The sequence below is a fragment of the Pseudomonas nabeulensis genome, from assembly GCF_004682045.1.
GTDB lineage: Bacteria > Pseudomonadota > Gammaproteobacteria > Pseudomonadales > Pseudomonadaceae > Aquipseudomonas > Aquipseudomonas nabeulensis.
Genome location: NZ_QUZT01000012.1, coordinates 91,854 through 113,425 on the forward strand (window position 1 = coordinate 91,854; position 21,572 = coordinate 113,425).

The following is a 21,572-nucleotide window of genomic DNA, read 5'->3' on the forward strand; positions in this document are numbered from 1 at the left end:
CAGTTTTTCCACCTGCGCATCGCGCGCCGCCGCTTGCGGCACAAAGAGAACACCATGAAAGACACCATTCGCCAGCTGATCCAACAAGCCCTCACCCAACTCGTCAACGAAGGTGTGTTGCCTGAAGGCCTGACGCCGGCGATCCAGGTGGAAAACACCCGTGACAAGACCCACGGCGACTTCGCCAGCAACATCGCAATGATGCTGGCTAAGCCGGCCGGCATGAAGCCCCGCGACCTGGCGGAAAAAATCATCGCCGCGCTGCCTGCCGACGAGAGCGTCAGCAAGGCCGACATCGCCGGCCCAGGCTTTATCAACTTCTTCCAGAACACCCAGGCCCTGGCTGCGCGCCTCGATGCCGCCCTGGCCGATCCTAAAATTGGCGTACGCAAGGCCGGCCCATTGGAGCGCGTAGCCATTGACCTGTCGGCACCGAACCTGGCCAAAGAGATGCACGTGGGCCATTTGCGCTCGACCATCATTGGCGACGGCGTGGCACGGGTGCTGGAGTTCCTCGGCGACACCGTGATCCGCCAGAACCACGTCGGCGACTGGGGCACCCAGTTCGGCATGCTGATGGCCTACCTGCAAGAGAACCCCATCACCAGCAACGAGCTGTCGGACCTGGAGAACTTCTACCGCGCCGCCAAAAAGCGCTTCGACGAGTCCGAAGAGTTCGCCGACCGTGCCCGTGGCCTGGTGGTCAAGTTGCAAGCCGGTGACGAGGAATGCCTGGCGCTGTGGAACCGCTTCCGGGAAATCTCCCTGTCCCACTGCCAGGAAATCTACGAACTGCTCAACGTTAAATTGACCATGGCCGATGTGATGGGCGAAAGCGCCTACAACGACGACCTGATCAACGTGGTCAACGACCTCAAGGCCAAGGGCCTGCTGGTCGAGAGCAACGGCGCGCAGTGCGTGTTCCTCGAAGAATTCAAGACCGCCGATGGCGAGCCGCTGCCGGTGATCATCGTCAAGGCCGATGGCGGCTACCTGTATGCCACCACCGACCTGGCGGCCGTGCGCTACCGCAGTGGCGTGCTCAAGGCCGACCGTGCGCTGTACTTCGTTGACCAGCGCCAGGCCCTGCACTTCCAGCAGGTGTTTGAAGTGGCACGTCGTGCGGGCTTCATCACCCACCCGATGCACATGGAACACATGGGCTTCGGCACCATGAACGGCGCCGACGGCCGCCCGTTCAAGACCCGCGACGGCGGCACCGTAAAGCTGATCGACCTGCTGACCGAAGCCCAGGAACGTGCCTACAACCTGGTGAAGGAAAAGAACCCGGAGCTGGCCGAGGCCGACCTGCGCAATATCGCCCGTGTGGTGGGCATTGGCGCGGTGAAATACGCCGACCTGTCCAAACACCGTACCAGCGACTACAGCTTCAACTTTGAGCTGATGCTCAACTTCGAAGGCAACACCGCGCCATACCTGCTGTACGCCTACACCCGTGTGGCCGGCGTATTCCGCAAGCTGGGCAAGGATTTCAGCGAAGTGGAAGGGCATATCGTGCTGGACGCCCCACACGAACAGGAACTGGCCGCCAAGCTGGCACAATTCGGCGAAGTGCTGAACAGCGTTGGCGAGAAAGGCACACCGCACATCCTGTGCACCTACCTGTACGAAGTCGCCGGCCTGTTCTCCAGCTTCTACGAGAACTGCCCGATCCTCACCGCCGACGACGAAGCCCAGAAACAAAGCCGCCTGCGCCTCGCCGCACTGGCTGGACGGACCCTCAAGCAAGGCCTGGAACTGTTGGGCCTGGAAACCCTGGAGCGTATGTAAGTTGGCTGCCAAGAAAAAACCTGCACCCAAGCGCGGCGCCAGCCGCTACCAAGCCCCGGCGAAAAAACCGATCCCGGGCTGGTTGTGGATGGCCATCGGCCTGACGGTCGGCGCGTTTATCGTGTTCCTGATGAAACTGGATCCGGGCAAGGGTGACGACGTAAAACGCGTGAAGCAGGAACAGCAGAAGGCCACGAAAATGGCCGAAGCCAACAAGACTGCGCCGAGTCCGACTGCACCGGTGAAGCCTAAGTACGACTTCTACACGCTGTTGCCGGAATCGGAAGTGATCGTGCCGCCAGACGCCGTGCCGGAGAAAACCCTGCCGACGCCGCAAGTACCGACTACGCCGGTTACCCCAGCAGAAGCGGCGAAAATCGACACGGCGCGGGCACAGGCTGCGCTGGCCGGGATCACCCCGCCGCCAGCACCGCCGGTGGCAGAGACCAAGGCGGCACCGGTGACCAAGTTCTTCCTGCAGGCGGGCTCGTTCCCGAAACAGGCGGACGCGGATCGTGTGCGGGCGCAGATCATTCTGTTGGGCCAGTCGGTGTCAGTGGAATCTGGCACGGTGAAGGATGCGACCTGGTATCGCGTGTTGGTGGGGCCGTTCAGCAATCGTGAACAGTTGACCGTGGCACAGAAGCAATTGGCCGGTGCGGGCTTTAGCAACCTGTTGTTACAACAACGCCAGAGCCGCTGATTCATGCTCAACATAGATCTAAATGTGGGAGGGGGCTTGCCCCCGATAGCAGTAGATCAGTCAACATCTTCGGTGACTGACACACTGCCATCGGGGGCAAGCCCCCTCCCACATTTGGTTTTGCGACGCTCTGGAATGTGTGTCAGACCAGTGAGCACCACTCGTCCGCCATAAACCCCCGCAGTTGAAATCCCCCCCACCACCCCCATATCAGTTTCCATCAGGGCATTTTCGCCCCGCTGCGTGGAGACTCTCCCCTTGACCACCATCGTTTCAGTACGTCGCCACGGCAAAGTCGTCATGGGCGGCGACGGCCAGGTTTCCCTGGGCAACACCGTGATGAAAGGCAACGCCAAGAAAGTGCGTCGCCTGTACCACGGTCAGGTTCTCGCAGGCTTTGCCGGCGCTACCGCCGACGCCTTCACCCTCTTCGAGCGTTTCGAAGGCCAGCTGGAAAAACACCAGGGCCACCTCGTGCGCGCCGCCGTCGAGCTCGCCAAAGAATGGCGCACCGACCGTTCCCTCAGCCGCCTGGAAGCCATGCTCGCCGTGGCCAACAAAGACGCGTCCCTGATCATCACTGGCAACGGTGACGTGGTTGAGCCTGAACATGGCCTGATCGCCATGGGTTCCGGCGGTGGCTACGCCCAGGCTGCGGCCAGCGCGCTGTTGAAGAAAACCGACCTGTCGGCCCGTGAAATCGTCGAGACCGCCTTGGGCATCGCCGGCGATATCTGCGTGTTCACCAACCACAACCAGACCATTGAGGAGCAGGACCTCGCCGAGTAAGCCGTAGGCTTATTCCCGCTTGAGGCCGCCAAACACTATGTCCATGACTCCCCGCGAAATCGTCCATGAACTTAACCGCCATATCATCGGCCAGGACGATGCCAAGCGCGCCGTTGCCATCGCACTGCGTAACCGCTGGCGCCGGATGCAACTGCCCGAAGAACTGCGCGTTGAAGTAACGCCGAAGAACATCCTGATGATCGGTCCTACAGGCGTCGGTAAAACCGAGATCGCCCGTCGTTTGGCCAAGCTGGCCAACGCACCGTTCATCAAGGTCGAAGCCACCAAGTTCACCGAAGTGGGCTACGTAGGCCGCGATGTCGAATCGATCATTCGTGACCTCGCCGATGCGGCGCTGAAGTTGTTGCGCGAACAGGAAATGACCAAGGTCAGCCACCGCGCCGAAGACGCTGCCGAAGAACGTATCCTCGATGCCCTGCTGCCCCCGGCACGCATGGGCTTCAACGAAGACGCCGCACCGGCCTCGGATTCCAACACTCGCCAACTGTTCCGCAAACGCCTGCGTGAAGGCCAGTTGGATGACAAGGAAATCGAGATCGAAGTTGCCGAAATCTCCGGCGTCGACATCTCTGCCCCACCGGGTATGGAAGAAATGACCAGCCAGTTGCAGAACCTGTTCTCCAACATGGGCAAGGGCAAGAAAAAGAGCCGCAAGCTCAAGGTGAAGGAAGCGCTGAAACTGGTGCGCGACGAAGAAGCCGGACGTCTGGTAAATGAGGAAGAACTCAAGGCCAAGGCCCTGGAAGCGGTCGAACAGCACGGCATCGTGTTTATCGATGAGATCGACAAGGTGGCCAAGCGCGGCAATGCCGGTGGCGTGGACGTGTCCCGCGAAGGCGTACAGCGCGACCTGCTGCCGCTGATCGAAGGCTGCACCGTGAACACCAAGCTGGGCATGGTCAAGACCGACCACATCCTGTTTATTGCCTCGGGTGCGTTCCACCTGAGCAAACCGAGCGATCTGGTGCCGGAGCTGCAAGGCCGTCTGCCGATTCGCGTTGAACTCAAGGCGCTGACGCCAGGCGACTTCGAGCGCATCCTCAGCGAGCCACACGCTTCGCTGACCGAACAGTACCGTGAGCTGCTGAAAACCGAAGGCCTGGGCATCGAGTTCCAGCCGGATGGGATCAAGCGTCTGGCGGAGATTGCCTGGCAGGTCAACGAGAAGACCGAGAACATTGGTGCGCGTCGTTTGCACACCTTGCTGGAGCGTTTGCTGGAGGAAGTGTCCTTCAGTGCGGGCGATTTGGCCGGGGCGCAGAATGGCGAGCTGATCAAGATCGATGCTGAATACGTCAACAGCCACTTGGGCGAATTGGCGCAGAACGAAGACTTGTCGCGGTATATTCTGTAATCCACACACAGAAGCGCTTTGCATCAATGTGCTTTGCTCCAATGTGGGAGGGGGCTTGCCCCCGATAGCGATCTGTCAGACAGGTATATGCTGACTGACACACTGCTATCGGGGGCAAGCCCCCTCCCACATTTTGACGCCGGTTTCTTCAGGATTATTGCCATGACCAAATTTCCTACTGCTGTAAACCTGCACAAAACCTCCAACACCCTCGGCCTCACCTACGGCCCCGACGAGGTGTACCAACTCCCCGCCGAACTGCTGCGCACCCACTCGCCTTCCGCCGAGGTCCAGGGCCACGGCAAGCCCATCCTGCAATTCGGCAAGCTCAACGTGCGCTTGACCAAGATCGAACCCGCCGGCCAATACGCACTGAAATTGACCTTCGACGATGGCCATGACAGCGGACTGTTCACCTGGGACTACCTCTACCAGCTGGCCGTGCGTCAGGATGAGCTGTGGGCCGACTACCTGGCTGAACTCAAAGCCGCTGGCAAAACCCGCGACCCAAGCGAATCGGTCGTGCGGCTGATGCTCTAGCCCAAGCCTCTTGCTCATTAGTGGGCATTTTCTAATTTCATCTGCTTGAATGCCCAGTCTCGTGGCCAACGATTGGCCCGCTTGCGAAAAAAATTAAACTCGGGTAACCAGTGGAACTGGCAAGTTCCCTGCATTTGACGATGCGGTATCAACGGTCACCCGAGTCGCAGTACCTGGCGTGTCGTGTATTTGATGTGGATACAGCAAGCCGGTACTCGTCTTTCGGACAATGGAGCGTCGTAGATGAGTAACAAGAACAACGATGACTTGAAACGCCAGGCCTCGGAGAACACCCTGGGGCTCAACCCGATCATCGCGTTACGTAAAAAGGATTTACTCGCCTCGGCGAAGATGGTGCTGACCCAAGCCATCAAGCAACCGTTGCACAGCGTCAAGCATGTCGCCCATTTCGGCGTCGAACTCAAGAATGTAATGTTCGGCAAATCCCAACTGGTGCCGGAGAACGACGACCGTCGCTTTCATGACCCGGCCTGGAGCCAGAACCCGCTCTACAAACGCTACCTGCAAACCTACCTGGCGTGGCGCAAGGAACTGCACGACTGGATCGGCGACAGCAACCTGTCGGACCAGGACATCAGCCGCGGCCACTTTGTGATCAACCTGATGACCGAAGCCATGGCCCCCACCAACAGCGCGGCCAACCCGGCGGCGGTCAAGCGCTTCTTTGAAACCGGCGGCAAGAGCCTGCTCGATGGCCTGTCCCATCTGGCCAAAGACCTGGTGCACAACGGCGGCATGCCGAGCCAGGTCAACATGGGCGCCTTTGAAGTGGGCAAGACCCTGGGCACCTCCGAAGGCGCCGTGGTGTTTCGCAACGACGTGCTGGAGTTGATCCAGTACAAGCCGATCACCGAACAGGTGCACGAGCGCCCGCTGTTGGTGGTGCCGCCACAGATCAATAAATTCTACGTCTTCGACCTGAGCCCGGATAAAAGCCTGGCGCGCTTCTGCCTGCGCAATAACCAGCAAACCTTTATCGTCAGTTGGCGCAACCCGACCAAGGCCCAGCGTGAGTGGGGCCTCTCCACCTATATCGAAGCGCTCAAGGAAGCGGTGGATGTGGTCACCGCGATCACTGGCAGCAAAGACATCAATATGCTCGGTGCCTGCTCGGGTGGCATCACCTGCACCGCGCTGCTTGGTCATTACGCGGCGCTGGGGGAGAAGAAGGTCAACGCCCTGACCCTGATGGTCAGCGTGCTCGACACCACACTGGACACCCAGGTGGCGCTGTTTGTCGACGAACAGACCCTGGAGGCGGCCAAGCGCCACTCCTACCAGGCCGGCGTGCTGGAAGGCCGCGACATGGCCAAGGTGTTTGCGTGGATGCGCCCCAATGACCTGATCTGGAACTACTGGGTCAACAATTACCTGCTGGGCAATGAGCCGCCAGTGTTCGACATCCTGTTCTGGAACAACGACACCACACGCTTGCCGGCGGCGTTCCACGGCGACCTGATCGAGCTGTTCAAAAACAATCCGCTGGTACGCGCCAACGCACTGGAAGTGTGCGGCACGCCGATCGACCTCAAGCAGGTCACGGCGGACATCTACTCACTGGCCGGCACCAACGACCACATCACGCCTTGGCCGTCTTGCTACAAATCGGCACAGCTGTTTGGCGGCAAGGTGGAGTTTGTGTTGTCCAGCAGTGGACATATCCAGAGCATTCTCAACCCGCCGGGCAACCCCAAGGCGCGCTACCAGACCAGCGACAGTCTGACCGGCAACGCTCAGGACTGGCAGGAGAATGCCACCAAGCATACTGATTCGTGGTGGCTGCATTGGCAGGCGTGGCAGGCGGAGCGGGCGGGGAAGTTGAAGAAAGCACCGACAAGTTTGGGTAATAAAACCTACGCCGCGGCCGAAGCGGCGCCGGGCACCTACGTACACGAACGCTAAATTGAAATGAGATCCAAATGTGGGAGGGGGCTTGCCCCCGATAGCAGAGTGTCAGGCACAACATTTGAAATTGACACACCGCCATCGGGGGCAAGTCGAATCGTCGCACCGCCCCTCCCACATTGACCGCATTCCGGCTGTCACACTTCACAGGGCTTGAACATGCCGCAACCGTTCATCTTCCGTACCATCGACCTGGATGGCCAGACTATCCGAACGGCGGTGCGCCCGGGCAAGCCTCACCTGACACCGCTGCTGATCTTCAATGGCATCGGTGCCAACCTTGAGTTGGTGTTTCCGTTCGTCCAGGCCCTGGACCCGGATCTGGAAGTGATCGCCTTCGATGTGCCCGGTGTGGGCGGTTCTTCCACACCGAACCGACCCTACCGCTTTCCTGGCCTGGCCAAGCTCACCGCACGCATGCTCGATTACCTCGACTACGGCCAGGTAAACGCGGTGGGCGTGTCCTGGGGCGGCGCACTGGCGCAGCAGTTTGCCTACGACTACCCGGAACGCTGCAAGAAGCTGATCCTGGCTGCCACAGCGGCGGGTGCGGTCATGGTGCCAGGCAAGCCGAAAGTGCTATGGCTGATGGCCAGCCCGCGCCGTTACATTCAACCGTCCCACGTGGTGCGCATTGCGCCGATGATTTATGGCGGCTCGTTCCGCCGCGATTCGAAACTGGCCGCCGAGCATGCCGCCAAAGTGCGCTCGGCCGGCAAGTTGGGTTACTACTGGCAACTGTTCGCCGGGCTGGGCTGGACCAGCATCCACTGGCTGCACAAGATCCGCCAACCCACCCTGGTGCTGGCGGGGGATGACGACCCGCTGATCCCGCTGATCAACATGCGCATGCTGGCCTGGCGCATTCCCAACGCGCAGCTGCACATCATCGATGACGGCCACCTGTTCCTGATCACCCGGGCTGAGGCCGTGGCGCCGATCATCATGAAGTTTCTGCAAGAGGAGCGTATGCGCGCGGTGATTCATCCGCGACCAGCGGTGTAGGGACACACCGCCGAGCAACTTGCCAGGAACCGGCTATGGTTCTGAATTGGCGTGCCCGTTTGATGGCTTGACGAAGGAGTGTTGGCTCATGCGAGAAAGACCCGTGACGAACCCGGCGCCCACCCCGGCCGCGTTTATCAATGCGCAAAATGCGATCACTGGCCTGCGCGGGAAAGACCTGCTGTCGACCCTGCGCAGCGTGGCCGCCCATGGCTTGCGCAACCCGCTGCATACCGCCCGTCACGCCTGGGCCTTGAGTGGTCAACTGGGCCGCGTGCTGCTGGGCGAAACCGTGCATGAGCCCAACCCCCACGACAGCCGCTTCGCCGACCCCACCTGGAAGCTCAACCCACTTTATCGACGCAGCCTGCAGGCCTATCTGAGCTGGCAGAAACAAACGCGTCACTGGATCGATGACAGCGCCCTGAGCGTTGATGACCGGGCACGAGCGCACTTCGCGTTCTCCCTGCTCAACGATGCGGTTTCGCCGTCCAACACGCTGCTCAACCCGCTGGCCGTCAAGGAGTTGCTCAACTCCGGCGGCAACAGCGTGGTGCGTGGCGTCACCCATCTGTTTGAAGACCTGTTGCACAACAACGGCCTGCCGCGCCAGGTGAGCAAGCACGCCTTCGAAGTGGGCAAGACGGTTGCCACTACCCCCGGTTCAGTGGTGTTTCGCAATGAATTGCTGGAGCTGATCCAGTACAAGCCCATGAGCGAAAAGCAACACGCCAAACCCCTGCTGGTCGTGCCGCCGCAAATCAACAAGTACTACATTTTCGACCTGAGCCCGGCCAACAGCTTTGTGCAGTACGCGCTTAAAAACGGATTGCAGACGTTTATGGTCAGCTGGCGCAACCCGGACGTTCGTCATCGTGAATGGGGGCTATCCACCTACGTCGCGGCACTGGAGGAAGCACTCAACGTTTGCCGAGCCATCACCGGCGCCCGTGAGGTCAACCTGATGGGCGCCTGCGCCGGCGGCCTGACCATAGCCGCCCTGCAAGGCCACCTGCAAGCCAAGCGCCAGTTGCGGCGCATCTCCAGCGCCAGCTACCTGGTGAGCCTGCTGGACAGCCAGATCGACAGCCCCGCCACCCTGTTCGCCGACGAACAAACCCTGGAAGCCGCCAAGCGTCGTTCCTACCAGCAAGGCGTGCTGGACGGCCGCGACATGGCCAAGGTGTTCGCCTGGATGCGCCCCAACGACCTGATCTGGAACTACTGGATCAACAATTACCTGCTGGGCAAGGAACCGCCGGCCTTCGACATCCTGTACTGGAACAACGACAACACACGCCTGCCGGCCGCACTGCACGGTGACCTGCTGGACTTCTTCAAGCACAACCCGCTGAGCCACCCCGGCGGCCTTGAGGTATGCGGCACGCCCATCGACTTGCAGAAGGTCACGGTGGACAGTTTCAGCGTGGCCGGGATCAACGACCACATCACGCCGTGGGACGCGGTGTATCGCTCCACTCAATTATTGGGGGGTGAACGGCGCTTCGTGCTGGCTAACAGCGGGCATATCCAGAGCATCCTCAACCCGCCGGGCAACCCAAAGGCCAACTACGTCGAAAACCCCAAGCTGAGCAGCGACCCTCGCGCCTGGTATTACGACGCCAACCACGTCGAAGGCAGTTGGTGGCCACAATGGCTGGAGTGGATCCAGCAACGCTCTGGCGTACAGCGCGAAACCCTCACCGCCCTGGGCAACCAGAATTACCCACCGATGGAAGCAGCACCAGGCACCTACGTGCGGGTGCGTTGAGCTCAACGATCAGATTAAGAAAATCGGATGAAGACCCGCGACCGTATCCTTGAATGCGCCCTGCTGTTATTCAACCAAAAGGGCGAACCCAACGTATCGACCATGGAGGTAGCCAATGAAATGGGGATCAGTCCCGGCAACCTCTACTACCACTTCCACGGCAAGGAGCCGCTGGTGCTCGGGCTGTTCGAGCGCTTCCAGAACGAGCTCGCGCCCCTGCTCGACCCGCCGGCGGATGCACAACTGGAGGCGCAGGACTACTGGCTGTTCTTGCACCTGATCGTCGAGCGCATGGCCCATTACCGGTTTCTGTTCCAGGACCTGTCCAACCTGACGGGGCGCCTGCCAAAGCTGGCCAAAGGCATTCGCAGCCTGCTCACAGCGCTTAAACGCACCCTCGCCTCGCTTCTCGCGCGACTGAAAGCGGCAGGACAGTTGGTCAGTGATACCCAGGCACTGGGGCAATTGGTGGAACAGATCACCCTGACCTTGTTGTTCTCTCTGGATTATCAGCGAATCCTCGACCGTGTGGGCGAAGTTCAAGTAGTGGTCTACCAGATCATGATGCTAGTGGCGTCGCATCTATTGCCGCCAGCAAGACAAGCGACAGAGCGATTGGCGATGCGCTACTTGGACAGCCCGATCTAACTTACAACAACAAGAAAAGATTCTTACAACCAAATCAACTTGGCTCCCCAAACTGCTGTGTAAACTTGAAGAGTTCGCTGTCAGACTTTATACCCAACTTTCGATAGGCCGACTGTTTTTGGGTGCTGATCGTACTCGCACTGCGGGAGAACTTGGCCGCAATTGAATTCACGGACATGCCATCCAAGAAGCAACGTAAAACTTCCTGTTCTTTGGGGGTAAGGCAAGCGTTCAGGCGCACGGGAGCCGAAAGCTCCACCTTCGATTTCATATTGTTCACATCAAACATGCGCTGCACACCCTGTAGTGCCGGCAGCATACAGGGCTGCAGGTAGATACGTCCCTGGGCAACCGTTCGGATGGCAGCGATCAATTCGGTGAGCTTCTGGGTCTTGCCCAACACCCCACGGCTTCCTGCTTTCAGCGCCAGTGAAACGGTGGCCGGCGTGTAATGCGATGACACGACCACGGGTTTGCACCGCTTGAACCTGCGGTTGAGCGTTCGGATCAAACTGAGGCCATCAAGGTCGGACGGCCCCAGGATAAAGTCCATGACGACCACATCCGCAGGCCGTTGGGCCAGCGCATCAAGCAGATCCTTACCGGTGCCGAACGACCCGATGACATCCAGGTCGGCCTCCTTGCTCAGCCCCAACTCGATCCCCTGCCGAACCATCTCATGATCATCCAGAAGCATGACGGTATACATCTTGGAAATTGAAGTAGGCATCAAGAAACCCGCAGAAGTAATGACAGCCGTTCTTTATTTACTTTGAGCGGTATATCCCAGCCAAACGCCAGGATCAATACAAGAACACAATAAGGACGGATCTTTCAGCGCAGTCTTACAGCCACATCGTACAAAGCAAAGTAAATACAATTATTTTTAATCAACATATGAATTTTCGAACAATCACGAGATAAAACTCGCTACTTCTCTATAGGCATTATTCCTGCACAGAGCGAAATTACTCCTGCCCGTCAACCCGAATCTTATCCACAAACTACAGGTGAGGTTTACCTGTGCCCCAGTGACGGGACACCCATAACTTATGAATATAGGAATGCTATGAAAGCCAACGTTCTCTCCGCCGCGGCAGCCGCTATTGCCCTGGCCGCTGCAGTCTCGCAATCCGCCTACGCCGGCATTGACGGCACCATCAACTTCGCTGGGCAGGTGAACGACGTGACCTGCTCCGTCGAAGGCGTTGCGCCAGGTACTGGCGCGGTGGTCAAGGACGTCAATATGGGCGGCGTCTCAGCCGCACGCTTGGCGAAGGCAGGTGACCGCGCCAACCTGACGGGCTTCAGTATTCGTGTCGGATCACCAGGCGAAGGTGCCTGCGTCAACGGCCGCACCGTCGTGGTGTTGTTCGACCCTACCAGCCCACTCATCGACGTTGCGAGCGGACGCCTGCGCATCGACGGCCACAGTGACCCGGAAGACACCATTAATGCCAAGAACGTCCAGGTGGAAGTGACCAACGGCGATGGTTCGCCGATCCACCTTTACACCGAGAAATCCAAAGGCGTGGTCATCGTCGACAACCAGGCCATCATCCCTCTGGCGGCGCAAATGTATGCCACCGGTGCCGCAACCGAAGGCGCCGTCAAAACCCGCGTGGGCTTTACGGTCATCAACCCGTAAATAGCACGGGGCCTGTATCCACAGGCTTTGCACGCAACGGGCCTGTGGTAATCCCGCAGGTCCCACTTCAGTTTCAAAGAGACACGGATTATGAAAACACTGGCCCGCCTCGCGCTTGCCACCTGTACGGTCGCATCGTTGGCGCTACAAGCGTTGCCAGCCCAAGCAGGCATCATTATTTATGGCACGCGCGTGATCTACCCGGCCGAACAGCAGGAAGTCGTGGTGCGCCTGGAGAACAAAGGTGATCGGCCGGCGCTTGTGCAAACCTGGCTGGATACGGGTGACCTGCGCTCCACACCGTCGACGTCGCAGACGCCCTTTACCCTGACGCCGCCTATTTTCCGGATCGAACCCAACCAGCAACAGGCATTGCGTTTGCGCCATTCGGGCGAGTCCTCGGCTACTGATCGTGAAAGCCTGTACTGGCTGAACGTGCTGGAGGTTCCCCCGGTGACTGCAGGCTCCGAGCAGAACAACCAGATCGAACTGGCATTCCGTAACCGTTTGCGAGTGTTTTTCCGCCCCCCTTCTCTGCCCTACCCTGTCGCCAGCGCCCCTTCGAAAGTCCGCTGGGAGCTGGTGCCCCATGACCAGGGTTTCGCCCTGCAGGCGACCAACCCCACGCCGTACCATATCGCACTCACCGAGGTGGACTTGCTCAGTGAAGGGAAGCGCTTCAGCAAAGCGCCGAACGCCGATATCAACGACAGCCTGCTGACGCCCGCCGGTGACGTAAAAGTGTTTGCGCTGCCCTCATTGCGCAATCGCCCCAGTGGCTCGGCCAAAGTCGAATTTACCGCCATCAGCGACCTCGGCGCCCGAGTGCGCCACTCGGCCGACCTCACCCCTTCAGCCGCCAGATGAATGCCGCCATGCACCCACTCTCCTTTGCAAACCTGCCAGCCAAGTTCGTGGCCTTAACATTGGCACTGTTCAGCATTGGCGCCCACGCCAGCGTTGTCATCAACAACACCCGGATCATCTACCCGCAGAACGACAAAGAGGTGACGGTTCGGCTGGAAAGTAAAAACCAGGCGCCGGTACTGGTCCAGGCATGGCTGGACAGCGGTGACGAGCATTCGACGCCTGAGTCGGCGGGCATTCCCTTTGTCACCACGCCTCCGATCTTTCGCATGGAACCGGGCAAGCAACAGGTGGTGCGCCTGGCCTATACCGGTGCAGACCTGCCGTCGACCCAGGAGAGCCTGTTCTGGTTCAACCTGCTGGAAATCCCAGCACAATCCCAGGACACCCAACAAAGCAACCAACTGCAGCTCGCCTTTCGATCCCGGATAAAACTGTTTTTCCGCCCGCCAAATCTGCCTTACGACGTCGAGGCTGCGCCTGGAAAGCTGCAATGGCGTCGAGTACCCGCCGAGCTGGGCCAAGCGCTGGAGGTCTATAACCCCAGCCCTTATCACGTCACATTCGATCAGATCGAATTGCTTGACGCAAAACAGCGACACGCTCGCGAGGCAAGTGTTTCGGGCGCAGAGAACATGGTGGTACCTGGAGGACGTAACCGTTTCGCGCTACCCAGCCTCAAGGCACCGCCCAGCGGCACGGCTACTGTCGAGTTCCAGACACTGGATGATTTTGGAGTGGTGACATCACACAGCGCCAAGATCTCGTCCTAACCCCTTACTGACTCACTAACAACGTTCGTTTGATGCCCATTTTTCGAGGCAGGGATTCCCTTTGCCCAAATTCGGACAGCACCTCTTTCTGGGAATGGTAAACATGACTTTGAACACGCCAGCCAGCGTAAGATTTCGGCCCTTGGAAAGTCATCGTTTGACGCTTTTGGCGCGTTGTTTGTTGCTGCTCAGCGGCGCCCATGTCGTGGGTGCCCAAGCTAACGAAAACGTTGAATTCAACCCGGCGTTCTTTCCGGACACGGGTGGCCAGCAGATCGACATATCAAGATTCAGTCAGGGTAACGTCGTACTGCCCGGCAGCTACCGTACCGACGTTTACCTCAATGGCCAGTGGAACGGGCGCGAGACGTTGTCGTTCGTCGCGGTCGAAGGCCAGAACTCCGCGCAGATGTGCCTGGAACGTGACGCGTTACTTCGACTCGGTATCGACTTGGACGCGGCGCAAAGACAATCGGCCGAGGCCGGTGAAGCCACCCCGGCTGCGTTTGTCAGTTGCGCTGATATCGGCACCTACCTGCCAGGTGCCAACAGCCAATTCGACCCTGGTGAAAACCGACTGAGCCTGCAGGTGCCGCAGATTTACCTGGCACGCAAAGCGCGCGGCTATGTCGACCCGCAGCACTGGGACAGCGGTGTTGACGCCGCCTTTGTACGCTACAACGCCAACACCTTTACTACACAGACAAAAGGGCGCTCATTCAACTCCAATTACCTGGGTGTCAATACAGGCCTCAACCTGGGCGACTGGCACTTTCGCCATAACGGTAGCTACAGTGCCACCGATACCACCTCCGGCTACCAAAGCAGTAGCACGTATGTGCAACGCGATTGGACCGCGTTGAAGTCACAAGTGGTAGCGGGCGAGATCTTCACTTCGGGCGAGTTGTTCGACAGCGTACGCCTGCGTGGCATCAGCCTGTATACCGATGACCGCATGCTACCGGACTCCCTGACCGGTTTTGCCCCTGTGGTACGCGGCATTGCGGAGACCAACGCACGGGTCACCGTACGCCAGCGCGGCGTATTGCTGGATGAAGTGTCGGTCGCCCCTGGCCCGTTTGTGCTCAATGACTTGTTTGCCACCGGCTATGGCGGTGACCTGACCGTGACCGTCACCGAGGCCGACGGACGCCAGCGCGAGTTCATCGTTCCGTTTGCCACCAACGCCAACCTGCTGCGTCCGGGCTACAACCGCTACTCACTGAGTGTTGGCCAGTTGGATGAGATTGGGTTGCGCCACCCGCCGACCATGATGCAGGCCACCTACCAGCATGGTCTGAGCAATCTGCTGACCGGCTACACCGGAACGGTCATGGGTGAGGATTACAACTCACAATTGATAGGCGCAGCCTTCAACACGCCAGTGGGTGCGGTGTCGCTTGACCTGACCCGTTCGAGTGCCCACCTGCCGGGGCATGGTTCACGAGACGGGCAAAGCGTGCAGCTGCGCTACAGCAAGAACTTCACCGAGTCCGGCACTCACTTTGCCCTCGGTGCGTACCGCTACTCCACCGAGGGCTTCCTGAGCGTGCGCGACGCAGCTCTCGTACGCGACCTGGCCATCGACGGACTCGACCTGGACAACGTATCGCGCCTGCGCGACAGAATGGACATCAGCCTCAACCAGGCAGTAGGCAAGGGCTCCGTCTACGTCACCGGTTCCATGCAGAACTACTGGAACCGCGAAAGCGGCAACCTGACCTTCACCGCCGGCTACACCAGCAATTGGAAAGGCATGCACTACACCCTCAGCGCCCAGCGTACCAAGGACCTGCTGAGCGACCGGGTAGACAAACAGGTGGAGCTGAGCGTGAGCCTGCCGCTGGGCAGCGGCGGCCGCGCGCCGACAATGACCACCACGGCCTTCCACGGTAACCAGAGCAGCGGTGAACGCGTGAACCTCGGGGGCACCCTGGGTGAACGTAACGAGTTCACCTATGGCGTGGGCGCCAGCCACACACAGAGCATTGGCACCTCCACCAGTGCCGATATGAAATACCAGGCAAGCCACGGCGTGCTGTCCGCCGGTTATGGGCAGAGCAATGACTATCGCGCGATGTCCTTCGGTGTCACCGGCGGCATCGTCGCCCACAGCGGCGGCGTGACGTTTGCCCCCGAGCTGGGTGACACGATCGGCATCGTTCAGGCACCTGACGCACAGGGTGCGCGGATCAATGGCAATCACGGCTCCCAGGTTGGCAAGAGCGGTTACGCGGTAGTGCCCCATCTCGCACCCTATCGCCAGAACGTGGTTGAACTGGACCCCAAAGACCTCTCCGTCGACGTCGAACTCAAGACTGCCTCGCAAAACGTCGCACCGCGCGCGGGCTCCGTGGTGAAGCTGCAATTCGACACCGTCAGCGGCCAAGCCCTCCTGGTCACAGCACTGCGTGAGGATGGCAGCCCAATGCCGTTTGGCTCGGACGTGTTCGATGAAGAGGGCAACAGCGTGGGCATTGTCGGCCAGGGCGGCAAGGCGTTTGTGCGCGTCGCGCGACCGCAGGGAGAGCTGACCGTCAAGTGGGGCAGCAACGACAACGCCACATGCAGGTTGCAATACAGCTTGAGTGAGAAGTCAGGGTCGGAGGCAGTGAGTCGACTGCGTCAACTGGATGCCGGTACTTGCCGAGCCAGTGCACATGATTGATCAACTGCAAGTAACGGCGCCACGCGCGCTCAAATATTCAGCTTCCAATGCGAGGTCGAGATGAAGCACTTCATCAAGCTCGTTTCAACGTTATCGGTTTTCTGCGTGCCCATCGCTGCCCAAGCGCAGTGCGACAGGTACCAGAACGATACATTCACCTTGAACCTGCCAGCGACTATCACCGTGCCCGACAGCATTCCTGTCGGAGGTGTCATTACCCGTCAGCGTTTCAGCGGCACGGCACCTGCTTATTTTGCCGATTGCCCCGTCGCCGTCCAAAGCTGGATCATCGGGCGCTATCAACGACAGCAAGACCCGAGTACGGGCGCCTACTACACCGAAGTTCCAGGCGTGGGTGTGAAAGTCACAATGACGTGGGCCGGAGGAGGGCCAGCAGCCTTCGCTCTTTATGACCAGCCTATGCAATACGTTTACGGGAAGGTCCCCAGCTTTACCAGTGCTGAAGCCACGTTCTATAAAATTGGACCTGTCACTAGCGGCACCGTACCCGCCGGGTACTACTGGGAGAAGAAATGGCTGGGTCGTACTGAGCGTGTTCGCCTGGAACAAGGCAACTCGGTGCGTTTCGTCAGACCAGTTGCCACGTGCGACCTCGCGGCCGGTGACGTCAACCGCATCATTACGCTTCCGCCCATACAGACCAGCGCTCTAAAAGACGCCGTCTCCGCAGGCGAACACAACTTCGAACTGACGGCCAATTGCACCGACGCCTCAAATGTCACCTTTCGCTTTTCCGGCCAGCCTGCCGCCACAGACTCTTGGCGCTTTGCCAATACCGGCACTGCCGGCGGTGTTGCCCTATGGCTGTACTCCCGGATCAACGGCGTGAACCAAACCATCCGTGCCGATGGTACAGACAGTACCCGGACCGTTGCGGTGTCAGGCAATCGCTCGGTACTACCCCTGGGAGCGGCCTACTTCAGAACCGGCACAGTCAGCCAAGGCACGCTGCTCAGTTCCGCCACAGTCAACATTACTTACAACTGAAAACGGTCAGCCGAGCCAGGTTGAGCGCAGCACTTCGGAATTAAACAAAGGCACAGGGCTCTTGGGAGTGAGGATGAAGTATCAGATCAAATGTTTGTGGGCGTTGCTGGGCATTGGAATGTCAATGACGGCTCAGGCGACCTGTACTCGCTATCAGAACGATACGTTCACTCTGAACCTGCCGGCGACTATCACTGTGCCTGACAGCCTTCCTGTAGGAAGTGTCATCTCTCGCCAGGCATTTTCAGGAACGGCCCCTGGCTGGACTGCTACATGCTTACTGGCATCGCGATGGACGAACGGACGTTATCCGAACAACCATAACCATGGAACCTACCCCACCGAGGTGCCAGGCGTCGGCGTAGCTGTAAGGATGACCTCGAGCGACGGAGGCAACTCACTTTATGAGCTTCATAGCTCACCTCGGTCCTTGGTAACCGGCCCGGTCCCTAGTTTCACTGGGGCAGAAGCCACTTTCTATAAGATCGGGCCAGTGACAAGCGGGACAGTACCCGCTGGCTACTTCATCGAACGTAAATGGCTCAAGTCTTCAAACACTTTCCGCCTGCAACTCGGCAGCCCGGTACGGTTTATCAGGCCCATCGTCACCTGTGACCTGGCAGCCGGAGACATCAACCGCATCATTGTCCTTCCCTCCGTCGGGGTCAGCGACTTTAACAACGCGATCAGCGCAGGCGCTCACAACTTCGAGTTAAGCGCTAACTGCAGCAATGCCACCAACGTGACCTTTCGTATTGCGGGTACACCTGCCCCCGGGAGCCCTGAGTTCTTTGCCAATACGGGTTCGGCTGGCGGGGTAGCGCTGCGGCTGTATTCACGCATCAACGGCGTGCCCGCCACCATCAGCAATAACGGCACGCGCACGTTGGCAGTTTCCGGCAACCGAGCAGTGTTGCCACTCGGCGCGGCTTATCACAAGAACGGTACGGTCCGCCAAGGCACGTTGGTCAGTACCGCCACCGTCAACATTACCTACAACTAAAACCCCAAGGAGTACCCCATGTTGATACGAACCCTGCCTTTCCTGCTGGCGATCGCCACAAGCCTGGCCATCAATACGGCACAAGCCGCCACGAACGGATCCCTGAATTTCACAGGACAGGTCAACGCCGGCACCTGCGATCTGGTGGCCGGGGATGTGAACCGAACGGTCACGCTGCCGACAGTCAAGATTCCCGACTTTGAGTCGAGCTCGCAAGCCGGCGCGATCGACTTCGAGATGTCCGCCGAATGCGAGACAGATATTCGCAACGTTATCTTTCTGTTTACAGGCACCCCTTCAACAGCGAGCCCCACACTTTTCTCCAATACCGGCACCTCGGACGGTACAGCACTTTGGTTGAGAGGCCGGGCGCCCATTTCTAGCGCAACCATTCCAGCCAACGGCACGGAAGCCGAGCGCAGCCGAACGATTGCGACAAGCAACAAAAAAGCCGTCATTCCATTAAGAGCGAGCTACCACAAAACCGGTGTACCGATCACTGCGGGCACATTTGCCAGCACGATGACCGTTTCGATCACCTACAACTGATGCCGGACGGGAGACTTTAATGAGCCTACGAACCCTGCCTTTATTGTTGGCAATCACAGCGAGTCTGGCCGCCCAGTCGGTGCAGGCGGCGACTACCGGAACCTTGACCTTCAGAGGCCAAGTCAATGCCGGTACATGTAATCTGGCAGCCGGAGATGTGAACCGAACAATCACCTTGCCAACGGTGAAAGTCTCCAACTTCGACGCCGCCAACGAAGTGGGCATTCAGCCTTTTGATCTGACCGCCGATTGCGAATCCGATATTCGTACGGTGTCCTTTCTGTTCACCGGTACGCCGGCCACTGGAAACGGTGCACTTTTTGCGAATACCGGTACCGCTACCGGGACGGCACTCTCGCTTTCCCATCGAAATGTCGCCTACATTCCGGCCAACGGTTCGCCCGCTGAGCGCACGCGTCATATCGCAACCAGCGGCCAAAAAGCCGTGCTACCGATGACCGCCTCGTATTATAAAAATGGCACATCGGTCAAATCTGGCACCCTGGTCAGCGTGGTCACGGTCGCCATCTCTTACAACTGAAGATAGCTTTGGCTCACACAAAAATGCCCGACCATAAATGGCCGGGCATTTTTGTATCTCGCTAATCTCAGGACTGACTGGACGGCGTCGAAGTAACCGGCGTTGCCGTTGGAGCAACAGCAGGCGTTGGTGCAGACACCGAGTTGGCAGTAGAAGCCGTCGGTGCAGGCGCAGGCTTGGCCACGACGGCCGGCTTGGCTGCCGCAGGCTTTTTGGCTACCGCAGGTTTCTTGGCGGCGGCAGGTTTTGCCGCTGGTTTGGTTACTGCCGGTTTGGCAGCCGGTTTAGCGGCAGCTGGCTTGGCGGCAGGTTTAGCAGTAGCTGGTTTGGCCGCTGCCGTTTTGGCCGCTGGCTTGGCAGCCGGTTTGGCGGCCGGTTTTGCCACAGCCTTGGCAGCAGGCTTAGCCACGGGTTTGGCAGCAGCTTTAGCAGCGACCGGTTTTTTAGCGGCAGGCTTGGCGGCAGGTTTAGCGGCTGCGGTTTTGGCCACTGGTTTTGCGGCAGGTTTAGCAGCAGGCTTGGCTGCCGGCTTGGCCGCGGCTTTTACCAGAGGCTTGGCGGCCGCTTTAGCTGCAGGTTTAGCTGCGGCGGTTTTAGCGGCAGGCTTGGCTGCCGGTTTGGCGGCTGCAGCCTTCACTGGAGCCACTTTGGCGCCGGTGAGTTTTTCGATTTGCTTGGTCAGGGTATCGACCTTGCTGTGCAGCGTTTTCAGCTCGGCCTTGCTCGGTACGCCCAGTCGCGAAATGGCACTGTTGAGGCGCTTGTCGAAAGTCTCTTCCAACTTGCCCCAGGTGTCAGAAATGCTCGACTTGGCAGAACCGGCAGTCGCCTTGGCCGCTTCAACTTTTTTACCCACGGTGGTTTTGGTCAACTTCTCGGCTTTCTCACCGTCCTTGACCAGGGTCTCGAAGTACTTGCCGCCGTCACTGCTAACCTTCGAGTACACGCCTAAACCAGCAAGCCAGATCTTACGGGAATATTTTTCAACTTCCCCGACCCACGAGCTGCCTTCTTTCTGAGTAGTCTTTTTAACAGCCATCCCGATGTCTCCTTAGTGTTTACGCGCGACACGTTCTAGCAATGTCGTCAGCTCTTCGAGCTTAGCAGAGAGTGTCTCAACGTCATGTTTAGACGCAATGCCGATTCGATTCAAGGCACTGGCTACGCGAGTATCAAAAGCTTTTTCAACTTTATCCAGCTGAACTTCTACCAGACCTTTGACGGCGGTGACATTACTCTTGACTTGGTCAATCTGACTGTTGGCAGCATCAAGTTGTTCAACTGCAACTTTTTTACCTTTACTTTCAACATGTTGACCCACTCTCACCAACTCTTTGAAGTACTCGCTGCCCTCGCTTCCCACCTTGGCGTAGGCACCAAGACCCGCCAGCCAGATCTTGCGGGCGTAGGTTCTAACGTCGCTGAACGCAGTAGTCGGGGCGTCGATTTTTTTCTTCAGGGTAACTTTGACCATGGTGCACCTCACGCGAAAAAGGGGGGAGGAACGGCCCCCAGGAGTTGAGGGCTTGGGCACAAAGTAGGCTGGAAAATTAGAATCGGCACCCTAACAACGGCCCCATCAAGCCAACGCTTTATCCAGGGCCTTTTCGATTTCGGACTTGATGGTGCCACTCATGGCTGACATCAACAGCCCCAGTTCCACATCAATGCGCAGCGAATCATCGGCGACTAATACCGCACCTTTTACCCCCGAGCGCTTGAGGTTCAAGGTATCGCCAGACCACGATGACTCAAGGCCATATTGCTCCTTGAGTTTGAACGCCAACTTCTCGGCCTTTGCCCGAGCGCCTTCTTTACCCAGGGAATGTGCACGCTCAACGGTTATACGGGCCATTGCGATGACTCCTCTTTATAGCGATTCATGAATATCTATACCTTGTAGTGAGCGGGCTTGCCCCGCGCTGGGTGGTGAAGCCGCCCCAAATCCATCCACCGCGGTCTGTCTG

21 protein-coding genes are annotated in these 21,572 nt (G+C 58.8%); 17 read left to right on the forward strand and 4 right to left on the reverse strand.

The window, feature by feature from the left end; all coding sequences use genetic code 11:
• The first annotated feature begins 54 nt into the window (after positions 1 to 54).
• The 9 genes from argS (at position 55) to DYL61_RS09205 (ending at position 10,548) form a co-directional block, all read left to right on the forward strand.
• On the forward strand, positions 55 to 1,791 hold the full coding sequence (argS, locus tag DYL61_RS09165) for an arginine--tRNA ligase (RefSeq protein WP_135308068.1): 1,737 nt from the start codon (positions 55 to 57) through the stop codon (positions 1,789 to 1,791).
• Position 1,792: 1 nt separating this feature from the next.
• Complete coding sequence (locus tag DYL61_RS09170) at positions 1,793 to 2,494, forward strand: SPOR domain-containing protein (RefSeq protein ID WP_105695054.1); 702 nt, start codon at positions 1,793 to 1,795, stop codon at positions 2,492 to 2,494.
• A gap of 258 nt (positions 2,495 to 2,752) precedes the next feature.
• Positions 2,753 to 3,283, forward strand: coding sequence for an ATP-dependent protease subunit HslV (gene hslV / locus DYL61_RS09175; protein WP_003171209.1), 531 nt, complete (start codon positions 2,753 to 2,755; stop codon positions 3,281 to 3,283).
• A 37-nt stretch (positions 3,284 to 3,320) separates the two neighbouring features.
• Positions 3,321 to 4,658: an ATP-dependent protease ATPase subunit HslU gene (gene hslU, locus DYL61_RS09180; RefSeq protein ID WP_135308069.1), complete on the forward strand. Its 1,338-nt coding sequence runs from the start codon at positions 3,321 to 3,323 to the stop codon at positions 4,656 to 4,658.
• Between the two features lie 162 nt (positions 4,659 to 4,820).
• Entirely contained in the window at positions 4,821 to 5,198 is a 378-nt protein-coding gene (locus DYL61_RS09185) for a gamma-butyrobetaine hydroxylase family protein (RefSeq protein ID WP_135308070.1), read from the forward strand.
• A gap of 243 nt (positions 5,199 to 5,441) precedes the next feature.
• A complete protein-coding gene (phaC, locus tag DYL61_RS09190; RefSeq protein WP_135308071.1) occupies positions 5,442 to 7,121 on the forward strand; it encodes a class II poly(R)-hydroxyalkanoic acid synthase in 1,680 nt (559 codons plus the stop codon).
• A gap of 162 nt (positions 7,122 to 7,283) precedes the next feature.
• Positions 7,284 to 8,129: a poly(3-hydroxyalkanoate) depolymerase gene (gene phaZ, locus DYL61_RS09195; RefSeq protein ID WP_105695050.1), complete on the forward strand. Its 846-nt coding sequence runs from the start codon at positions 7,284 to 7,286 to the stop codon at positions 8,127 to 8,129.
• An 88-nt stretch (positions 8,130 to 8,217) separates the two neighbouring features.
• Positions 8,218 to 9,900, forward strand: a complete 1,683-nt coding sequence (gene phaC, locus DYL61_RS09200; protein WP_135308072.1) for a class II poly(R)-hydroxyalkanoic acid synthase — start codon at positions 8,218 to 8,220, stop codon at positions 9,898 to 9,900.
• 27 nt (positions 9,901 to 9,927) lie between these two features.
• Entirely contained in the window at positions 9,928 to 10,548 is a 621-nt protein-coding gene (locus DYL61_RS09205; protein WP_135308073.1) for a TetR/AcrR family transcriptional regulator, read from the forward strand.
• A gap of 34 nt (positions 10,549 to 10,582) precedes the next feature.
• Here DYL61_RS09205 and DYL61_RS09210 read toward each other — a convergent pair whose 3' ends face one another.
• A complete protein-coding gene (locus DYL61_RS09210; RefSeq protein WP_238704550.1) occupies positions 10,583 to 11,278 on the reverse strand; it encodes a response regulator transcription factor in 696 nt (231 codons plus the stop codon).
• Positions 11,279 to 11,617: 339 nt separating this feature from the next.
• Between DYL61_RS09210 and DYL61_RS09215 the strand changes: the two genes are divergently transcribed.
• The 8 genes from DYL61_RS09215 to DYL61_RS09250 all read left to right on the forward strand — a co-directional run bounded on the left by DYL61_RS09215 (position 11,618) and on the right by DYL61_RS09250 (position 19,605).
• The gene (locus DYL61_RS09215; protein WP_135308074.1) at positions 11,618 to 12,196 is read left to right on the forward strand and encodes a fimbrial protein; all 579 of its coding nucleotides are present in this window, start codon (positions 11,618 to 11,620) and stop codon (positions 12,194 to 12,196) included.
• 90 nt (positions 12,197 to 12,286) lie between these two features.
• Positions 12,287 to 13,063, forward strand: a complete 777-nt coding sequence (locus DYL61_RS09220; RefSeq protein ID WP_135308075.1) for a fimbrial biogenesis chaperone — start codon at positions 12,287 to 12,289, stop codon at positions 13,061 to 13,063.
• An 8-nt stretch (positions 13,064 to 13,071) separates the two neighbouring features.
• Entirely contained in the window at positions 13,072 to 13,836 is a 765-nt protein-coding gene (locus tag DYL61_RS09225; RefSeq protein WP_238704551.1) for a fimbrial biogenesis chaperone, read from the forward strand.
• A gap of 103 nt (positions 13,837 to 13,939) precedes the next feature.
• Complete coding sequence (locus tag DYL61_RS09230; protein ID WP_135308077.1) at positions 13,940 to 16,504, forward strand: fimbria/pilus outer membrane usher protein; 2,565 nt, start codon at positions 13,940 to 13,942, stop codon at positions 16,502 to 16,504.
• A 60-nt stretch (positions 16,505 to 16,564) separates the two neighbouring features.
• The gene (locus DYL61_RS09235; RefSeq protein WP_135308078.1) at positions 16,565 to 17,512 is read left to right on the forward strand and encodes a fimbrial protein; all 948 of its coding nucleotides are present in this window, start codon (positions 16,565 to 16,567) and stop codon (positions 17,510 to 17,512) included.
• Between the two features lie 493 nt (positions 17,513 to 18,005).
• Positions 18,006 to 18,515 carry a fimbrial protein gene (locus DYL61_RS31565; RefSeq protein ID WP_238704552.1) on the forward strand — a complete coding sequence of 170 codons (510 nt, stop codon included), beginning with the start codon at positions 18,006 to 18,008 and terminating at the stop codon, positions 18,513 to 18,515.
• Between the two features lie 18 nt (positions 18,516 to 18,533).
• On the forward strand, positions 18,534 to 19,064 hold the full coding sequence (locus tag DYL61_RS09245; RefSeq protein WP_135308080.1) for a fimbrial protein: 531 nt from the start codon (positions 18,534 to 18,536) through the stop codon (positions 19,062 to 19,064).
• 19 nt (positions 19,065 to 19,083) lie between these two features.
• Complete coding sequence (locus tag DYL61_RS09250) at positions 19,084 to 19,605, forward strand: fimbrial protein (RefSeq protein WP_135308081.1); 522 nt, start codon at positions 19,084 to 19,086, stop codon at positions 19,603 to 19,605.
• 67 nt (positions 19,606 to 19,672) lie between these two features.
• Here the strand turns inward: DYL61_RS09250 and DYL61_RS09255 are convergent, their stop codons facing one another.
• From DYL61_RS09255 to DYL61_RS09265, 3 genes are all read right to left on the reverse strand, one after another.
• On the reverse strand, positions 19,673 to 20,644 hold the full coding sequence (locus DYL61_RS09255; protein ID WP_135308082.1) for a phasin family protein: 972 nt from the start codon (positions 20,642 to 20,644) through the stop codon (positions 19,673 to 19,675).
• 12 nt (positions 20,645 to 20,656) lie between these two features.
• On the reverse strand, positions 20,657 to 21,079 hold the full coding sequence (locus DYL61_RS09260) for a phasin family protein (protein WP_135308083.1): 423 nt from the start codon (positions 21,077 to 21,079) through the stop codon (positions 20,657 to 20,659).
• Between the two features lie 105 nt (positions 21,080 to 21,184).
• Positions 21,185 to 21,460, reverse strand: coding sequence for a polyhydroxyalkanoic acid system family protein (locus DYL61_RS09265; RefSeq protein WP_135308084.1), 276 nt, complete (start codon positions 21,458 to 21,460; stop codon positions 21,185 to 21,187).
• Between the last annotated feature and the right edge of the window lie 112 nt (positions 21,461 to 21,572).